General features: G+C 32.8%; 15 protein-coding genes. 6 read left to right on the forward strand and 9 right to left on the reverse strand.

What is annotated here, in order from left to right:
- Positions 1-33: 33 nt before the first annotated feature.
- Positions 34-2,043, forward strand: coding sequence for a DUF349 domain-containing protein (locus AC2D6V_RS00120; RefSeq protein ID WP_484646015.1), 2,010 nt, complete (start codon positions 34-36; stop codon positions 2,041-2,043).
- A gap of 10 nt (positions 2,044-2,053) precedes the next feature.
- Here the strand turns inward: AC2D6V_RS00120 and mazG are convergent, their stop codons facing one another.
- Positions 2,054-2,827: a nucleoside triphosphate pyrophosphohydrolase gene (mazG, locus tag AC2D6V_RS00125; RefSeq protein WP_484646016.1), complete on the reverse strand. Its 774-nt coding sequence runs from the start codon at positions 2,825-2,827 to the stop codon at positions 2,054-2,056.
- A 130-nt stretch (positions 2,828-2,957) separates the two neighbouring features.
- On the opposite strand from mazG, the gene AC2D6V_RS00130 reads away from it, so the two are divergent.
- Complete coding sequence (locus AC2D6V_RS00130; RefSeq protein ID WP_484646017.1) at positions 2,958-3,470, forward strand: DUF4468 domain-containing protein; 513 nt, start codon at positions 2,958-2,960, stop codon at positions 3,468-3,470.
- 233 nt (positions 3,471-3,703) lie between these two features.
- Here the strand turns inward: AC2D6V_RS00130 and AC2D6V_RS00135 are convergent, their stop codons facing one another.
- The 3 genes from AC2D6V_RS00135 to AC2D6V_RS00145 all read right to left on the reverse strand — a co-directional run bounded on the left by AC2D6V_RS00135 (position 3,704) and on the right by AC2D6V_RS00145 (position 8,425).
- Positions 3,704-5,971 (reverse strand): aconitate hydratase, encoded by a 2,268-nt coding sequence (locus tag AC2D6V_RS00135; RefSeq protein ID WP_484646018.1) that lies wholly within the window; start codon positions 5,969-5,971, stop codon positions 3,704-3,706.
- A 168-nt stretch (positions 5,972-6,139) separates the two neighbouring features.
- Complete coding sequence (locus tag AC2D6V_RS00140; protein ID WP_484646019.1) at positions 6,140-7,297, reverse strand: acyltransferase family protein; 1,158 nt, start codon at positions 7,295-7,297, stop codon at positions 6,140-6,142.
- Positions 7,298-7,321: 24 nt separating this feature from the next.
- A complete protein-coding gene (locus tag AC2D6V_RS00145; protein ID WP_484646020.1) occupies positions 7,322-8,425 on the reverse strand; it encodes an acyltransferase family protein in 1,104 nt (367 codons plus the stop codon).
- A 36-nt stretch (positions 8,426-8,461) separates the two neighbouring features.
- On the opposite strand from AC2D6V_RS00145, the gene AC2D6V_RS00150 reads away from it, so the two are divergent.
- Positions 8,462-9,610, forward strand: coding sequence for a hypothetical protein (locus tag AC2D6V_RS00150; RefSeq protein WP_484646021.1), 1,149 nt, complete (start codon positions 8,462-8,464; stop codon positions 9,608-9,610).
- Complete coding sequence (locus AC2D6V_RS00155) at positions 9,600-10,193, forward strand: SCO family protein (RefSeq protein WP_484646022.1); 594 nt, start codon at positions 9,600-9,602, stop codon at positions 10,191-10,193. Before AC2D6V_RS00150 ends, AC2D6V_RS00155 begins: the two co-directional genes overlap by 11 nt.
- Here AC2D6V_RS00155 and AC2D6V_RS00160 read toward each other — a convergent pair.
- From AC2D6V_RS00160 to AC2D6V_RS00175, 4 genes are read right to left on the reverse strand one after another with little or no spacing between them, the layout of a single operon-like run.
- Entirely contained in the window at positions 10,185-11,138 is a 954-nt protein-coding gene (locus AC2D6V_RS00160; RefSeq protein ID WP_484646023.1) for an AAA family ATPase, read from the reverse strand. The two genes, AC2D6V_RS00155 and AC2D6V_RS00160, sit on opposite strands and share 9 nt — an antisense overlap.
- Positions 11,139-11,142: 4 nt before the next feature.
- A complete protein-coding gene (locus AC2D6V_RS00165) occupies positions 11,143-12,600 on the reverse strand; it encodes a peptidylprolyl isomerase (protein WP_484646024.1) in 1,458 nt (485 codons plus the stop codon).
- Positions 12,563-13,414: a peptidyl-prolyl cis-trans isomerase gene (locus AC2D6V_RS00170; RefSeq protein ID WP_484646025.1), complete on the reverse strand. Its 852-nt coding sequence runs from the start codon at positions 13,412-13,414 to the stop codon at positions 12,563-12,565. Before AC2D6V_RS00170 ends, AC2D6V_RS00165 begins: the two co-directional genes overlap by 38 nt.
- Positions 13,415-15,370: a peptidylprolyl isomerase gene (locus tag AC2D6V_RS00175; RefSeq protein ID WP_484646026.1), complete on the reverse strand. Its 1,956-nt coding sequence runs from the start codon at positions 15,368-15,370 to the stop codon at positions 13,415-13,417.
- 303 nt (positions 15,371-15,673) lie between these two features.
- Here AC2D6V_RS00175 and AC2D6V_RS00180 point away from each other — a divergent pair, with 303 nt between their 5' ends.
- Positions 15,674-15,913 carry a hypothetical protein gene (locus AC2D6V_RS00180; RefSeq protein WP_484646027.1) on the forward strand — a complete coding sequence of 80 codons (240 nt, stop codon included), beginning with the start codon at positions 15,674-15,676 and terminating at the stop codon, positions 15,911-15,913.
- 111 nt (positions 15,914-16,024) lie between these two features.
- Positions 16,025-16,309: a hypothetical protein gene (locus AC2D6V_RS00185; RefSeq protein ID WP_484646028.1), complete on the forward strand. Its 285-nt coding sequence runs from the start codon at positions 16,025-16,027 to the stop codon at positions 16,307-16,309.
- Positions 16,310-16,360: 51 nt separating this feature from the next.
- Here AC2D6V_RS00185 and guaB read toward each other — a convergent pair whose 3' ends face one another.
- Positions 16,361-17,833, reverse strand: coding sequence for an IMP dehydrogenase (gene guaB, locus AC2D6V_RS00190; RefSeq protein WP_484646029.1), 1,473 nt, complete (start codon positions 17,831-17,833; stop codon positions 16,361-16,363).
- Positions 17,834-17,836: the final 3 nt, after the last annotated feature.

Consider the following 17,836-nt stretch of genomic DNA (forward strand, 5'->3'; position numbering starts at 1 on the left):
ATCACATTAATAACGACCCTAAACATTTTTAAAATGTCTGAGATTGATAACCTGCAAAAAGCAGAAGGAGAAAACAAAGAATTAAATTTAGAATTAAATAAACCGGAAAATCAGGAACAAGCTGAAAAAACCGATTTAAACATTGAAAACACTTCACAGCCAGAAGACACTCCTGAAATCACTTTGGATACGACTGAAACTCCCTCAGAAACTCCTAATTCTGAAACAGCAGAAAACACGCAAGAACCAGACGAAGTTATTGATGAAATTGAAGCTTCTAATGCAGAAGACGCAGAAGACGAAGGAAATAAAGAACGTCATACCATAGAAGTTAAAGAGTATGATAAAATGTCGTTGGAAGCCTTAGCTATTGAATTGGAAAAATTGATTAAATCAGAAAAAATTCAAGCTATTAAATCTCATGTAGATGATATTAACAATGATTTTAAAACTAAATTCCAAGCTTTAATCGATGAGAAAAAAGCAGATTTTTTAGCCGATGGTGGTAATGAAATAGACTTCTATTACTCCTCTCCTGTTCAAAAACGATACAAAACTGCTTACAGAGAATATCGCAATAAATTAAATGAGCATTATAAAAGTCTTGAAAAAAATCTAAAAGAAAACTTAGCTAGCAAACTTGAGATAATTGAAGAATTAAAAGGCTTGATTAATGTTGAAGAAAACATAAACACTACTTACAAGCATTTTAAAGAATTACAAGAAAGATGGCGCAATACTGGACCAATTCCACGCGATAAATACAACAATGCTTGGAATAGTTATCATCACCATGTCGAAATATTTTATGATTTTTTACATCTAAATAGAGATCTTCGCGACCTTGATTTCAAGCATAACTTAGACAAAAAACTCAAAATTATTGAGCGTGCAGAAGAACTTGCTCAAGATGATGATATAACTCGATCGTTTAGAGAACTTCAGGAACTACATAAAATGTGGAAAGAAGAGTTAGGTCCTGTTGGAAAAGAACATCGTGAGGTTATTTGGGAACGTTTTAAAGCGGCAACCAAGGTAATTAATGATAAGCGTCAACTTTATTTTAAGGAGATAGATAAAGTTTATGAGAAAAACCTCGAGAAGAAAGAAGATATTATTGCCAGCATTAATGAAATTGCTTCTCAGGAGGTTAGCTCTCACGGAGGATGGCAAAAAAAGATAAAAGAAATTGAGTCTTTAAGAAACGACTTTTTCAATGCTGGAAAAGTACCATTAAAAGTAAATGAAGCCACTTGGGCAAAATTTAAAGACGCTGTTAGAACTTTTAACAGACAAAAAAACGCTTTCTACAAAGGACTTAAAAAAGAACAATATAAAAACCTTCAGAAAAAATTAGAATTAATAAAAATTGCTGAAGACAATAAAGACAGTGAAGATATCCAAGTAACTACAGCTTTGATGAAAAAAATTCAAAGTGATTGGAAAAAAATTGGTCATGTACCACGTCGCGATAGTGACAAAATATGGAAGCAGTTTAAAGCAGCTTGTAATTATTATTTCGATAAGCTTCATGCTGAAAGAAATGCATCTAACAAAGTTGAATTGGATGCGTTTAACCAAAAACATGAATTATTAGATTCTATAAAAAAACTGAAACTTTCCGGTGATAAAACCAAAGATTTAGAAACCATAAACACGCAAATAAATACATGGAAAACTTTAGGAAGAGTTCCTTATGACAAACGTTATATTGAAGGAAAGTTTCATAAGGCTTTAGATGGTTTATTCTCTAACCTCAAAATGGATAAGAATGAGATTGAAATGATTAAGTTCGAGAATAAATTAGAAAGTTTAAGTAGTTCTGAAAACACCAGAGACCTAGACAACGAACGTTCATTTATTCGAAAGAAAATTGATGAAGTAAAACATCAAATTAATCAATTAGAAAATAATTTACAGTTTTTTACTAATGTTGATGATGAAAATCCATTAGTAAAGGAAGTACATTCAAATATTAAAAACCATAAAAAATCTCTAGAGCTCTGGAATAGTAAATTGGATAAAATTAAGAAGCTGTACTAGCAACTAATAACTACAAAGCTTTAGCTTCTTCCCAAAATACATCCATTTCGGCCAGTGTCATATCTTTTAATGGTTTGTTTAAACTTTTTGCTTTACTTTCAAGATATTGAAAGCGTTTAGAGAATTTTTTATTGGTACGTTCTAAAGCGTTTTCTGGGTTGATGTTTAAAAACCGAGCGTAATTTACCATAGAAAATAATACATCTCCAAACTCGTTTTCCATAGCAGCCTGATTACCCGATTTCACTTCGGTTTTAAATTCATTTAGCTCCTCCTCTACTTTTTTCCATACTTGGCTAGGTTCTTCCCAATCAAAACCAACACCTGCTACTTTATCTTGAATCCTATTCGCTTTTACTAATGCTGGCAAACTCATAGGCACACCTTCTAAAACACTCTTCTTACCTTCTTTCAACTTTAAATTTTCCCAGTTGCGTTTTACATCGTCCTCATTTTCAACTTTAACATCTCCATAAATATGTGGATGTCTATCAATTAATTTATCGCAGATACTATTACAAACATCGGCTATATCAAAATTACTAGTCTCGCTACCAATTTTAGAATAGAAAACAATGTGTAATAATACATCTCCCAATTCTTTTTTTACTTCATCTAAATCGTTATCCAAAATAGCATCTCCAAGTTCATAAGTTTCTTCTATTGTTAAGTGGCGTAAGGTCTCCATAGTTTGCTTTTTATCCCACGGACATTGCGCTCGCAACTCGTCCATAATGGTTAATAATCTATCAAAAGCTTTTAATTGGTCTGCTCTGGAATTCATTTTAGAAGTTTTTGTAAAAGTAGCATTTTTGATGTTCTGAATTAAAAAGAAATTATATGATTTCCTTCGATTATTTTGTTCTGATAAGAATTATTTTGATTATTTTATCGTAATAAGTTTTTAAATAGAAATGAGAAGTTTATTTTTCGGTCTTTTTTTCGTGTCCATAACTTTTACTTATAGCCAAAATAAATTTGTTTTCAATCAAAATGGTTTAACTCCAAAATACACAATATCTAATATTGATGGTTTAACTGAAAATGAAATACATAGAAAAACTCTAAAATGGGTTGAAACCAAGTATAAAGAGATTGATGCTAAAAATGAAAACAATTTTATTCTCTTAATGGGTATTAAAAATAACAAGGTTAATGTGGGTAAACTTTATTACCATATAAAGTACACTATTAAAATTAGTTTTGAGAAAGGAAAATATAGGTTTGAGCCCCTAAGAATTGAATCAAAATTAAATAGCAAGTATGATTTTGGGTGGACAGATTTTGACTTTAAAAACGGAACATCATATTTCAAGAGAGGAAAAGTTATTAAAAAAACTAAATCATTTGTTATCAACATTCCAGATATACTGAATGAATTAAACACTAATCTATATCACTATTTGGTAATGGAAAAGACCCCATAAAGAACTAATTATGTAAAATTAGCCTCCCCAAAAAGAACAAAACTATTTTTAGTTTAAAAACAAAGCTAGATTACAAGTGCGTTAGAGATTGTACTGGAAAGCCCACTGTAAGTTACGAGCGAGGACTTGTAATGTAAAACCTGACCCTCTAGGGTAATGCCCAAATCATTTTTATAATAAACTAAAAAATCCAGCCTTTACAGACTGGATTTTTAAATATATGTGCTTAAATTTTAAGCGTTTTGCCTTTTAATCAAATTAAGGGCAGAGCCTTCATTATACCATGTAATTTGCGCATCGTTGTATGTATGATTCAATTTGATAAGATCTTTAGATCCATCTGCATGAACTGCTTCTAGCGTTAATTGTTTTCCTGGAGCAAATTCATTTAAATCTGTAAAGTTGAATGTGTCATCTTCTTGAATTAAATCATAATCTGCTTCGTTAGCAAAGGTTAATCCTAACATCCCTTGTTTTTTAAGATTAGTTTCATGAATACGCGCAAACGATTTTACTATAACCGCAGCAACACCTAAATGACGTGGTTGCATTGCTGCATGCTCTCTAGAAGAACCTTCACCGTAGTTATGATCTCCAACAACTATAGATTTGATTCCAGCAGTTTTATATGCTCTAGCTGTATCTGGAACACCGCCAAATTCACCTGTTAATTGGTTTTTAACAAAATTGGTTTTCTTTCCAAAAGCATTAACTGCTCCTATTAATGTGTTATTCGCAATATTATCTAAATGCCCCCTGAAACGTAACCATGGTCCTGCCATAGAAATATGATCGGTAGTACATTTTCCGAACGCTTTAATTAAAAGTTTAGCGCCTCTAATTGAGTTCCCTATAGGCTCGAAAGGCGTTAGTAATTGCAAACGTTCTGAATCATCTGTAACAGAAACCTGAACATGACTTCCATCTGCCTCTGGTGCTAGATATCCATTATCATCTACTGCGAAACCTTTTGGTGGTAATTCCCATCCTGTTGGCTCATCGAACATCACTTCTTGCCCCTCTTCATTAATTAACTTATCTGTTAACGGATTGAAATCTAAACGACCAGCAACAGCTATAGCAGCTGTTAATTCTGGTGACGCTACAAAAGCATGTGTGTTTGGGTTTCCGTCGGCACGCTTAGCAAAGTTTCTATTGAAAGAATGAACGATGCTGTTTTTTGGTGCGTTTTTAGGATCGCTATATCTTGCCCATTGGCCGATACAAGGTCCACAAGCATTGGTGAATATTTTAGCATCTAGGTTTTCGAAAACCCCAAGAATTCCATCACGTTCTGCTGTGAAGCGTACTTGCTCTGAACCTGGGTTGATTCCTAGTTCTGCTTTCATTTTTAAACCTTTATCTAAAGCTTGCTGTGCTATTGAGGATGCTCTTGATAAATCTTCGTAAGACGAGTTTGTACAAGAACCGATTAATCCCCATTCTACCTTTAGAGGCCACTCGTTAGAAGTTGCTTTTTCAGTCATTGCAGATCCTACTTCTGTAGATAAGTCTGGAGTAAAAGGACCGTTCAATAATGGCCCTAATTCAGATAAATTAATTTCAATAACTTGATCGAAATATTGTTCTGGGTTTGCATAAACTTCTGCATCAGCTGTTAAATGCTCTTTTACTTTATTTGCAGCATCAGCAACATCGGCTCTATCTGTAGCACGCAAATAACGCTCCATTGATTCATCATAACCAAAAGTAGAAGTAGTTGCTCCTATTTCGGCACCCATATTACAAATGGTTCCTTTTCCTGTACAAGACATTGAAGTTGCGCCTGGTCCAAAGTATTCAACAATAGCTCCCGTTCCTCCTTTTACGGTAAGAATTTCAGCTACTTTTAAAATCACATCTTTTGGTGCTGTCCATCCAGATAATTTACCTGTTAATTTAACACCTATTAGTTTTGGAAACTTTAATTCCCAAGCCATACCAGCCATAACATCAACCGCATCAGCACCACCAACTCCAATCGCAACCATACCTAATCCACCTGCATTTACAGTATGTGAATCTGTACCAATCATCATACCACCTGGAAAAGCATAATTTTCTAAAACTACTTGATGAATAATTCCAGCTCCTGGTTTCCAGAAACCAATACCATACTTATTTGATACCGACTCTAAGAAGTTAAAAACTTCGCTACTTACATTGTTAGCGTGTTTTAAATCGGTAGCCGCACCTTCTTTAGCCTGAATTAAGTGATCACAATGCACCGTTGTTGGTACAGCAACCTTAGTTTTCCCTGCTTGCATAAACTGCAATAACGCCATTTGCGCAGTAGCATCTTGACAAGCAATACGGTCTGGTGCAAAATCAACATAATCCTTTCCTCTAGCAAAAACCGTTGTAGGATTTCCATCCCAAAGGTGGTTGTATAATATTTTTTCGGAAAGTGTTAATGGTTTACCAACTACTTCACGCGCGTTATCAACGCGTTCCGCCATCCTGCTGTAAACACCCTTAATCATGTCGATATCAAATGCCATATTTTATATTTTAAATGGTTGAATTTTTAAAGTGATGCAAAGTACAAAATTAATACAAAGTTTTAAAAATTAACCAAAGAATACAATGCCTACTAATATTAATTTATTATAGTCCTATTATAATTTGATATCATTAGGTTTTTTTCAATTTTTTAAATTGAAAACTATCTAATTATCAACATCAATCCTAAGCATGTTTTTAATAAATTTTGAATCTCGCAATTTGGTCATTGGTTTTTCAAAATACCTATACACTATTTTCGACAAGAAGTAAGTAATGAATAAGTAAACGAACAAGCACATAATACGTTCTAACAAGTTTAGTTTTTGAAAATCTAAAATGATTTGCATTAAATACAAAATAAAGGTGTAGTGCAAAAGATACATAGCATACGAATACATGCTGATGCTTTTAATAAATTTAGACAACCTTTGCTTGGGTGGCTTTAAAAAATACAGATAAGGCAACATCAAACAAATGGCTATTGAATTGAAAGGCAAATACAGTACATTCCAATAAAAGGGATATGCTTGAATGGTAATACCTGACAAAGGAAGTATTACCAAAACCATAACCCACAGGCACATTCCTGCCAGAAAGAGTTTATCTTTTAGTTTTTCGAATTTAATCTTGTTCTGATTAAAATAATACAATAAAATGAAGCCATAAAAAATAGCATCAAGTCTGTATATTACTATTGCCTTTAAATTAGAATTCCATATTTCTAAAGATCGTACATCATCAACAGAAGACCAATAATAAATGATTTTTGAAATGAAAAAGATCAGTACTAATAACACAGACACTATCAGAAATATCTTTTCTTTATTAATAGTATATCTATTTGCAATTTTATAAAATATATAAAGGCAAAATGGACCTAAAAGATAGGCAAACTCTTCAACAGATAAACTCCAAGATTCTGGAAAAAAGGGGACATGATAGTCTGAGAAATTTTGTAAAAAGAAAAAGTACCTCCAAACAGTCTGAGGCAATTCATAACCAATTAAAAGAGCAGCTAGGATGTTAATTAATAGCATTAAAAAATACAATGGCAATGTTCTAAACCAACGTCTTACCCAAAAATGAAATAGTTCTTTTCTAGAAAAAAGAGTAGTTTTTGTTAGCCTCAAAAGTATACCTCCAATTAAAAAACCACTTAACACAAAGAAAACCTCAACACCTTGTACACCAATAACTTGAATTCCACTAATTATAGCGTTATTATAACCTTGAAAAATATAAAGCGCATGAGAAAAAACCACCATGGCAATGGCTATAGCTCTCATTAAATCTAGTCCATATATTCTTGTTTTATCAGCCATGTATTACCTTGGAAATCTTCGGTCTCAAAATTTTAAAATAGGTTTTTCAAAGTAAACATACATGATATTTGAAATTACTGTAGTCACTAATAAAAATAGAATAACAATAGCTATTTTTTCAAAGATATTTAATGAATGTAAGTCAAAAAATAATTTAATATTCAACAGAATTAAAGAATAATTTACCAAATATATAGCATAAGACCGTTTACTCACAAATTCAATTAATTGTTGACCAAATACAGCTCTTTTCAAATGTAAAAAATAGGGAAATAAGAGTGCTAATGAGATTCCAACTATTTGCAGATATATAAAAACATAAAAACCAAGATGAGATTGAGGTAATAAATTAAAAACGTAAATTACTATATGAAGTAAGGCAAATAAAACCAACCCAAGAATTAACAATATATTTTTTTTACTCTCAACAAAATTTGAAAACCGTTTTACGCAGAAAACCGAAATAAAACCATAATAAATACTATCCATTCTATAAATAACAACTTTTCTAAAAGATGTACTCCATTCGTGATAAGTATTAATAGAGCTATCGAAATAATAAACCATTTTAAAAATAGTTAAGATAATTATTACTAACATAGATGTCCTAAAAAATAGCAATTCACTATTGCCTTTTTTAAATAGCATTACCGACAAAAAAAGCAAGAACGGTAATAGTAAATATGCAAATTCTTCAATAGATAAACTCCAAGCTTCTGTAAAAAAGTCAGGATGTTCGCTTGCGAAGTTTTGAAGAAATAAATTGTATATGAACACATCTCTAGGTAAAGAAACTCCAATAATTAAAGCGACTATAACGTTTAAAAATAAAACTAAAAAATAATTAGGTAACGTTCGTAACCAGCGTCTTTTCCAAAACCTAAAGAGACTGGTCCATTGCAAATGTTCTTCTTTTAATATCTTAAGTAAAATGCCACCTATTAGATAACCACTTAATACAAAAAACAAATCGACCCCAATAGCACCCATAATGCGCACAAAATCAATAAGTGTTGATGTGGTGTCAGGATATAGCAAAAAAGTAATATGAGACAACACAACTAAACTAATGGCCAATGCCCTTAAGCAGTCTAAGCCTAATAATCTTGAAAACGTTGGTTGGTGCATTAAAATATTAGTAATTTTGATTATTACACAGATTAAATGACTTTAAAAAAGTGGCATAAAATCACGGTATTTTCCCTAGTAATTATTACTACTATTGGTCTAATATACTATTTTAATTTATCTAACAGACATAAAGCAATTGTTAAAACGCGAGCGTTGCATTTTTTTAAAATTATTGATTCTGAATGGTCGAAATCGGTTACCGCTGATCATCTAAAACTCCAATCTCCTTCTCTATTAATAGATGGCATTTACAAATCAATGGAAGGTCCAAATGCTCTACAAAATTTTTATTTAGACAAATCTAAACAAGACTTACTTTGGATGACTGGTTTTAAAGTTGAAGCCAAAGATTCTAAAACTAATAACTCACGCTCAAATGACTTTGTTTGTCATATGAATATCGACTATATAGAACAAGAACATCATGGACGATGGAATATGTTGGATAGAATTAACAGCCAATACCCCAGGGTTATTTCGTTATCTCATGGTGTAGAATCGGTTAATTTTCCTGAAGGATATGGCTTTCCTTTTTTTAGTGATGAACAATTTTTTATAATTACACAAGCGTTAAACCATAATATTAATGATTCCATTTTCCAAATAAAGCATAATATCTCTATTGTCTATAGTGAGCATAAAGATATCAAGCCGTTGCAACCAAAAACTATATTTATGATGCTTCCGTTTGACATCAACGACCCTTTTAATTCCGAAGGAAAAATTATGGAAAACTCATGCATCCCAATGGAAACAAAAAATCATACTTATTTTGATAAAAACGGGCAAGCACTTTCTGGACATTGGAAAATTTTTAAAGGAGAACAAACTTTTTCATATAACGCAACAGAACAGTTAGCAATAAAAGATACTATGCGTTTGCATCAAATTACACCCCACCTGCATCCTTTTGCTAAACAATTTATACTAAAAGATCTTACTTCTGGCGAAGTTATTTATAACTGCGAAGTAATAAATCACGAAAACAAAATTGGTCTGACTAAAACCCCCGAATTTTCAAGTAAAGAAGGTGTTTTAATGTATCCTAACCATGAATATGAGTTAACCCTTGTAACAAACAATACGACTAATGCACCTCAAGATATGATGGCTAGTATGTTTTTGTTTTTTTATGATGAAGAAATGGGTTTAAAAATCAATAAGTATTACTATGCGCATTAGTTTACTTTTTTTAATTACGGTGTTATTAATTTCTTCCTGCCAAAAAAAAAAAGAGCTACCTGTTTTAAGTCGTTACGTTGATGAAAATGGCAGTGATGTAACTTACACCATACGTGATTTCGAATTTAGAAATCAACTAAATCAATCGATCACCGAGCAAAACATTAATAATAAAGTATATCTAGCAAATTTCTTTTTTACGCGTTGCCCAAGTATCTGTCCAAAAATGACATCAGCATTAACAAATATAGCAACTGATTTTATTGACAGCGAAGATTTCCTTATGTTATCATTTAGTATAGACCCAAAACATGATTCAATTCCTGTTTTAAGGCGCTATGCTGAAGCAACCAAAATCCCAAATTCAAAATGGCATTTCTTAAATGGCAGTGATAATCAACTTAAACATATATCTAGCTTATTTAGAACAAGCTTTAAGCCTAAAGAAGGTAGTATTGATTTTTATCATTCCTCTTATGCCGCACTTGTAGACAAGCAGCAATACATACGTGGGTTTTATAACTTACTTGACGAGAATTCAGTAGGTCAGTTAAGAAAAGATATCACGTTATTATTAGAATAAGCTCTTAATAATTTGATTTTCCGTAATTCCCTCAGCTTCGGCTTTGTAGTTTTTAATGATTCTGTGTCTTAAAATACTATATGCAACAGCTTGAACGTTTTCAATATCTGGAGAAAATTTACCATGAATAGCCGCATGTGTTTTTGCAGCTAAAATTAAGTTTTGCGAAGCTCTAGGGCCTGCACCCCAATCGATATAAGTTTTTACTAAATCAATAGCTTCATCACTCTCTGGTCTTGTTTTTCCAACCATTGCTACGGCATATTCAATTACATTATCGGCTACTGGAATTCGGCGAATGAGCTTTTGGAAATCTATAATTTCTTGTGCAGAAAACAAGGCATTAACTTTTGCTTGAATATCTGTAGTAGTAGCTTTAACAACTTGTACTTCCTCATCAAAAGAAGGATACCCTAGATTAATTGCAAACATAAAACGGTCTAACTGTGCTTCTGGCAACGGATAAGTCCCTTCTTGCTCAATTGGGTTTTGAGTGGCTAAAACAAAATAAGGTAAGCTTAATTTATAATGATGTCCAGCGACGGTTACTGCACGTTCTTGCATCGCTTCCAATAAAGCAGCTTGTGTTTTAGGTGGTGTTCTATTAATCTCATCGGCTAAAATAATATTCGAAAAAATAGGTCCTTTAACAAATTTAAAATGTCTGTCTTCATCCAATATCTCACTTCCTAGAATATCACTAGGCATTAAATCTGGCGTAAACTGAATGCGTTTAAAATCTAACCCTAGAGCTTGTGCAATCGTATTAACCATTAATGTTTTTGCCAGTCCAGGAACCCCAATAAGTAGTGAATGTCCACCAGAAAAAATAGAGATTAAAATCTGATTTACAACAGCATCTTGTCCAACAATTACTTTGGCAATTTCGGTTTTTAATTCTTTATATCTTTTTACAAACTGTTCTATTGCAGCAACATCGGACATAAGTTTACTTTTTTAACCAATTACTAGAAAACTCACAATCTCTGTTTTCACTACTAATTTTTATGTAAGTATCCATGATTTTTTCAGCTTGCCATTTTTCTATAGCTTTAACTCGCTTATCGTTTAGCGTTAAATCTTTAATTTTCAAAAAGTCTCGTGCATAATCTGCTTCATGGTCCTCGATTCTATCTGTAACCATTAAAATTTTAAATGTAAGATTTCCTTGTCTATCTTGTTCCTTCAAAACCAAACTAACTTCTTCATCCTTTAGATCTTGAATCTGAGCATACAATTCTGGATCCATTCTAGTCAGCTCGAAATTATAATCTTGTGTTGCAGGATTAATAAGTTGACCTCCATCATTACGAGTTTCGTCTTCATCACTAGCTTCCCTTGCTGCATCAGCAAAAGATATATCACCACTCACAATACGTTCTCTAACTTTTTCAAGACGTTCTTTTGCTTCTAACACCGCTTCATTAGAAACTTTTGGAATTAAAAGGATGTGTGCCACATCATATTCTTGTCCTCTAATTTTTTCTAAGTGAACGATATGAAAACCAAAATCGCTTTCGAAAGGATCTGAAATCTCACCTTCCTGAAGTGAAAAAGCAACTTGCCTAAACTCTTTAACCATTCTAGGCTGTTTCTTGTTTAATGTATACTTTCCACCTTTACTTGCAGATCCAGGATCGTCTGAATATAGTACAGCTTTTGACCTAAAACTAGCGCCATTCTCTTCAATATCGGCTTTAAATTGCTTCAGTCTATCAATTACTTTTTGCTTTTCTTCTTCAGATACTTTTGGTTCTGCCACAATTTGGGCCACTTTCAATTCTGTACCAAATGTTGGACGCTCATCCTCAGGAATATTATTAAAAAATGTTCTTACTTCTTCTGGTGTTACCTCAATTTCTTCAACAATGCTAGATTGCATTTTTTGGGCTAATTGATTGGCTTTATTTATTTCGAACATTTCATCCCTAAAACTCTGTTCGTCATCCTTCTTATAAAATTCTAAAAGGCGTTTCATGTCACCATTTACCTGCTGTAGAAACTGTTCTATTTGATAATCTACATTTCGTCTTATCTCTGCATCCGAAACAGTTAAACTATCTTGAATGGCGTGATGTGCATAAAGTTTATCTTCCAGCAACTTTCCAAATAATTGGCAGCGTTCAATATCTTTTGTATTAACACCTTGAGCTTGTAACTGCAAGTAGGCTTTATCAACATCAGAATCTAAAATAATATAGTCGCCTACAACGGCAGCAACACCGTCCACTTTTTGTGCTTTAAAGCCATTAAGTGTATCGACTACTTTTGTTGCTTCCTCGACAGGTTTTTCATCTTCAATAATTTCTTGAGCCGAAGAAAAGTTCAGCACAAAAAAAGCGACAAATATGAGGGCTAAGGTTTTATAATTATTTGTAAATTTCAAATTGCTTGTTTTTAATGGCATCTTTTGTAATATCTTTTTCTAATCGTCTTATTAGCTCTAACTTCCTTTGATTAATAACTATTTGATCTATAGTAGGTCTTACATACTCTAGTGGAGCAGTGTCATTGCGTAATAAAACATCATTAATTTGCATCAAATATACTCCTAATGAATCTTTGAGTTGTATAAAATTAGATTTTTTTAACAGTTCATCTTTATTTTCAGAATTTAATACTGGAATTTTATCAATTACCTGTGTTACTTTTACCCAAATGGAGTCATTTAAAGAGTAAGATTTGAACTGAATAGCTACAGAATCAAGCTCTTTTTTATCCTTTGGTTCGAAACGTTTAAATTGCTCTTCTATTCTACGAAAATTGAGCATATTCTTTTCTAAATTAACATATCTAAATTCTATAAGTTCTTCATTTAATTTGAATGCTTCCTTGTTCTCATTGTAATAAACACTAGCTTCATCATCATTCACCAAGGTATCTATACTGCGTTTTACTAATGCTTCTAAATAAGCTTTTGTATATAAATCGTTTCGGTATTGATTGATAAGTTTATTGAAGGTTTCTTGTTTTGCATCACTTAAATTAAGTTTAGCACCATCAATTAATAACTGTTGTGTTGCCCAACGGTTTATAAAGTTTTGAACTAAAAGCGTACTATCTTCTTTTGTTGCTCCTTCTGAAGCCAAATCGCTGATATCTTCTATATATAAATAAGCATCATTGACCCTCGCCACGGGGATACTGTTATTTGTGTTCTTAAAAAAAGAACAGGACGTAATAACTAACGATAGTATAATTAAAATTGCTTTGTAACGCACTTATTGGTTTTTAATTTGCTCTCTTAACCTTTTTAAAATACTTTGATTAACAACTACAGGATACTTTTCTTTTAACTCGTTTAACCAACGCGCTTCTTTATAGTTTTGATAATCTGCAATTACTGCACCTTTAGCATCTTCGAAAGACTTTGTTTCTTTTGGAAGCATTTCTTTGACTTGCACAACAACATATCCTGAATTGTGATTATAAACTTTAGAAATTCCTTTTTGAAAAGTATAATCTTTAGGTAACGCTTGATGGGTAGCTTCCATAATACCCTCAGTAAAAATAACTTCTATTTTATCGTTACTATTAACAAGGTTCTTAATCTTATCAAGTTCCATTCCTTGTGCTAACAATTTGGATACTTTTTTAAGGGTTTTTTGTTTGCCTGAAGATGCGACAACCGCATTTATTCTTTTAGGGATAATATAATTCTCTTTATGAGCGTTGTAGTAATCTTTAACTTCAACAGAATCCGTTTTGGCAGCGTTCCAAATAGACGATTCCATAAGATCAAACAACAATAAACCATCTCGGTATTCACCTACTATATGTGCAAATTCTTCGTTTTCAAACTCCAAATTATCTTCTTGATATTCTACCAAATTAGAAGTCAAAAACGTATTATAATTATCGTTCACAATATTGTTTAAATCAGTTTTTGCTCTATTATGACGCTGATTCTTTAATAAATATTCGCCAAAGTCTCTATAATAGAATTGTTTGTTCCCAATTTTAAGCAAAGGTTTATCACCTGTAAAATCTTCAGGAAGCACCCATTTTCTTGTAAAAAAATCGTTGTTGAGTATAGACCTAAAATAATCTAAGGCTGGCTGTTCTTTGCTTATATTATAACGCTTCTTTAGTTTTGTATGCAAGGCATCATCAATTACCTTAGAACGAGCATCACGTTTTACTTTTACTTCCAATTCTGGCTTTATATCTTGAAAAGGCGCTACCGGTTTCTTAGCATATAACTTTACAATATGCCATCCAAATTTTGATTTAAATGGTTTAGAAATATCGCCAACAGCATTTAAGCCAAATGCAACTTCTTCAAATATTGGCACGCTAAGTTGACCACCCGAAAAAGGTTTTAATAAACCCCCTTTTGGTGCAGAACTTTTATCTTCAGAAAATTGCTTAGCCAAAGCTTCAAAATCTTCACCTTGCTCTATTTTTTTATAAATTTCTTGAATTCTTTCTTCTAGATTTTCACTTAACGAATCAGTCTTTTTTAAGGATAGCATGATATGGGCAACCGTACGTTCGCCGCGTGATGCTCTTTTATCGAAAACCTTAATAAAATGATATCCAAATTGGGTTCTAAACGGTTGAGATATCTCGCCAACTGGCGTATTGAAAGCAAAATTTTCAAATTTATAAACCATTTTAAAACCAGTGAAATAACCAAGCTCTTCACCATAAATAGTTTTTCCGTTATGCACCTCTTTCCTTACCTTTTCAAAGCCTTCGTTAAGCGCTCTTTCTCTTAATTTTAAAACTTGATTATAGGCGTTTAAAGTGTCCTCTGGACTTGCTGTTTCTTCTACTCTTACTAAAATATGATTCGCCTTTACATCATTCGATACTCTTTCGTAGGCTTCTTCTACCAAGGCATTAGTTACTTTAGAGTCTGAAATATAACTTTTTGCCAACTGCTTTCTGTAGTTACCCAATTCTCTTTGGTAACTTGATTTCTCGTGCAAGCCACGAGTTCTAGCTTCTTTCAGTTTTAATTTGTAATTGGTGTAAAGGGTTAAATATTCGTCAATATTTTTTTGAGATTCGTCTTGAACTAAATCTAAATTCTTGTTATAAACCCTTAAAAATTCTGAAACAGAAACAGGGTCATTATCTACAGTAAAAAGAACATCCTCGTTGGTCGTTTGTCCGTAATTATTTAGTTGACATATTGCAAAAACAAAAACCAAAATATACTTTAACTTCATATGCTAATTTTATTTTATAAGAATCACAAAAATACTAATATTAACCTATAATACAAGTTGTTTAACAAACGATTAAAACAAGAATATATTATGGTGAAAACCCGTTGTATATTCTTAGTGAAATTTGTCAATTCGAGTGGATTTCTATTATAAAGATGATTGAAATTTATATCAAGAATAAAATTCCTCATTTCAAGACCTGTTCTCGATACAATTTTCTTTTGAAAATCACTCGAACTGACATTTAGTTTAGCTAAATTAATACCGCAAAACAATTATCTTTGACTCTTAACACAGCCTTTTATGCGTCAATTAAAACTAATTTGGGATTTTCGAGGACCAAACGCTAGTCACACTGCAGAGCACCATTTATTTCACTTAAAAGAATACATTAGTCTTGAAAATTTAGCTATTACTATTACAGGCGTAGAACATATAAATGATATGCATAGCATGGCGTTTTTAGTTGTTAATGAAGACCAAATGAAATCCATTCGAGATACCTTAAAACCGCATCGTGGACAGGTATATTTACCAAACTAGTTCTACTTACTTTATCAGAAAAATTAGCTAACTTCGTTTACGGTCTGAAATAAGTCATTAAAGCGGACGTATATTAAAAAGGTAAACGAAATGTTGAAATAACTCTAAGATATGTTAATACAGAAAAAAAGATTTATTTTTATTTTACTTTTAGTAGTTCTGATTTTACTTGTACCATTTATAGCAATGCAAGTCAGCGGTGAAGTGAATTGGTCGGTTAATGATTTTATCATTGCTAGTATTTTGTTGATAGGTGCTGGACTGTTAATTGAATTCGCATTACAAAAAGCAAAAAACAAAAATTATCGAATCGCTGCCGTTATTTTAGTTATTATGATATTTATTATAGTCTGGGTAGAACTCGCTGTAGGGATTTTTGGAACACTTTTTAGCTGAAATTAAAGTCGAATCGTTGCTAAGTTTTATATACAAAGATAGTAAACGAACCTACCTGGAATAATTAGGGGATTCCTTAGTAATAGTCACATCATGCGGGTGACTTTCGTTAATACCACTAGCAGTAATCTTAACAAACTGCCCAGTTTCTTTTAAAGTCTCAATATCTTTTGCGCCACAGTAGCCCATACCAGCTCGTAAACCACCAATAAACTGGTGAATACTTTCATATAAATCGCCTTTATATGGTACACGACCTACAATACCTTCCGGTACTAATTTTTTAATATCATCTTCCACATCTTGAAAATAACGGTCTTTACTACCTTCTTTCATGGCTTCAACAGAACCCATCCCGCGATAAGACTTGAATTTTCTTCCTTCGTAAATAATGGTTTCTCCTGGAGATTCTTTTGTTCCTGCTAACAGCGATCCCAACATTACAGTATCTGCACCAGCTGCAATGGCTTTTGGAATATCACCTGTATAGCGAATACCACCATCTGCAATTACTGGAACACCTGTTCCTTTAATAGCTGCAGCAACTTCTAACACTGCCGAAAACTGTGGAAACCCAACACCTGCAACTACTCTAGTGGTACAAATGGATCCTGGTCCAATACCAACTTTTACTGCATCGGCACCTGCTTCAACTAAATATTTAGCTGCAGCTCCTGTTGCGATATTACCAACAATAACATCTAACCCAGTAAACTTCGCTTTAATTTCTTTTAATACGGCAACCACACCTTTAGTATGTCCGTGTGCGGTATCTATAACTACTGCGTCAACACCTGCTTTAACCAAAGCTTCTGCCCTTTCAACAGCATCTGCAGTTACGCCAATAGCTGCCGCAACACGTAAACGACCATATTGATCTTTATTAGCATTAGGTTTTTGCGTTACTTTAGTAATATCTCTAAAGGTTATTAAACCCGATAATTTAAAGTTGTCGTCAACAATTAAAAGTTTTTCTATTTTATGTTGTTGCAGTATTTTTTCAGCATCCTGTAAAGAAGTCCCAACTGCCGCTGTTACTAAGTTTTCACTTGTCATAACCTCGGTAATGGGTCTTTTATTATCATGCTCAAAACGTAAATCACGATTGGTAACAATACCTTTTAAAGTACCTTCATTATCCACAATAGGAATCCCGCCAATGCCGTATTCTGCCATGTACTGTTTTGCGTGCTTTACCTTTGCTTTTAATGGTAACGTAACTGGGTCGATTATCATCCCACTTTCCGCTCGTTTTACCTTTCTCACTTTGGTAGCTTGCGCCTCAATAGTCATATTCTTATGCAAAACCCCAATACCACCTTCTTGTGCCATGGCAATAGCCATTTTACTTTCGGTTACTGTATCCATAGCAGCCGAAATAACAGGTACATTAATAGTGATGTTGCGCGTAAATTTTGTTTGAATATTGACTTCTCTAGGAAGAACTTCTGAAAAAGCTGGAACTAATAGGACGTCGTCGTAAGTAAGACCTTCTCCTACTATTTTATCTTGATGTGCAGTCATGGC

The organism is Algibacter sp. YIN40, assembly GCF_057219435.1.

Coding starts and splice junctions, on each gene's coding strand:
- AC2D6V_RS00120 (WP_484646015.1), top strand. CDS start 34: ATGTCTGAGATTGATAACCTGCAAAAAGCAGAAGGAGAAAACAAAGAA.
- mazG (WP_484646016.1), bottom strand. CDS start 2,827: ATGAATTCCAGAGCAGACCAATTAAAAGCTTTTGATAGATTATTAACC.
- AC2D6V_RS00130 (WP_484646017.1), top strand. CDS start 2,958: ATGAGAAGTTTATTTTTCGGTCTTTTTTTCGTGTCCATAACTTTTACT.
- AC2D6V_RS00135 (WP_484646018.1), bottom strand. CDS start 5,971: ATGGCATTTGATATCGACATGATTAAGGGTGTTTACAGCAGGATGGCG.
- AC2D6V_RS00140 (WP_484646019.1), bottom strand. CDS start 7,297: ATGGCTGATAAAACAAGAATATATGGACTAGATTTAATGAGAGCTATA.
- AC2D6V_RS00145 (WP_484646020.1), bottom strand. CDS start 8,425: ATGCACCAACCAACGTTTTCAAGATTATTAGGCTTAGACTGCTTAAGG.
- AC2D6V_RS00150 (WP_484646021.1), top strand. CDS start 8,462: ATGACTTTAAAAAAGTGGCATAAAATCACGGTATTTTCCCTAGTAATT.
- AC2D6V_RS00155 (WP_484646022.1), top strand. CDS start 9,600: ATGCGCATTAGTTTACTTTTTTTAATTACGGTGTTATTAATTTCTTCC.
- AC2D6V_RS00160 (WP_484646023.1), bottom strand. CDS start 11,138: ATGTCCGATGTTGCTGCAATAGAACAGTTTGTAAAAAGATATAAAGAA.
- AC2D6V_RS00165 (WP_484646024.1), bottom strand. CDS start 12,600: ATGCCATTAAAAACAAGCAATTTGAAATTTACAAATAATTATAAAACC.
- AC2D6V_RS00175 (WP_484646026.1), bottom strand. CDS start 15,370: ATGAAGTTAAAGTATATTTTGGTTTTTGTTTTTGCAATATGTCAACTA.
- AC2D6V_RS00180 (WP_484646027.1), top strand. CDS start 15,674: ATGCGTCAATTAAAACTAATTTGGGATTTTCGAGGACCAAACGCTAGT.
- AC2D6V_RS00185 (WP_484646028.1), top strand. CDS start 16,025: ATGTTAATACAGAAAAAAAGATTTATTTTTATTTTACTTTTAGTAGTT.
- guaB (WP_484646029.1), bottom strand. CDS start 17,833: ATGACTGCACATCAAGATAAAATAGTAGGAGAAGGTCTTACTTACGAC.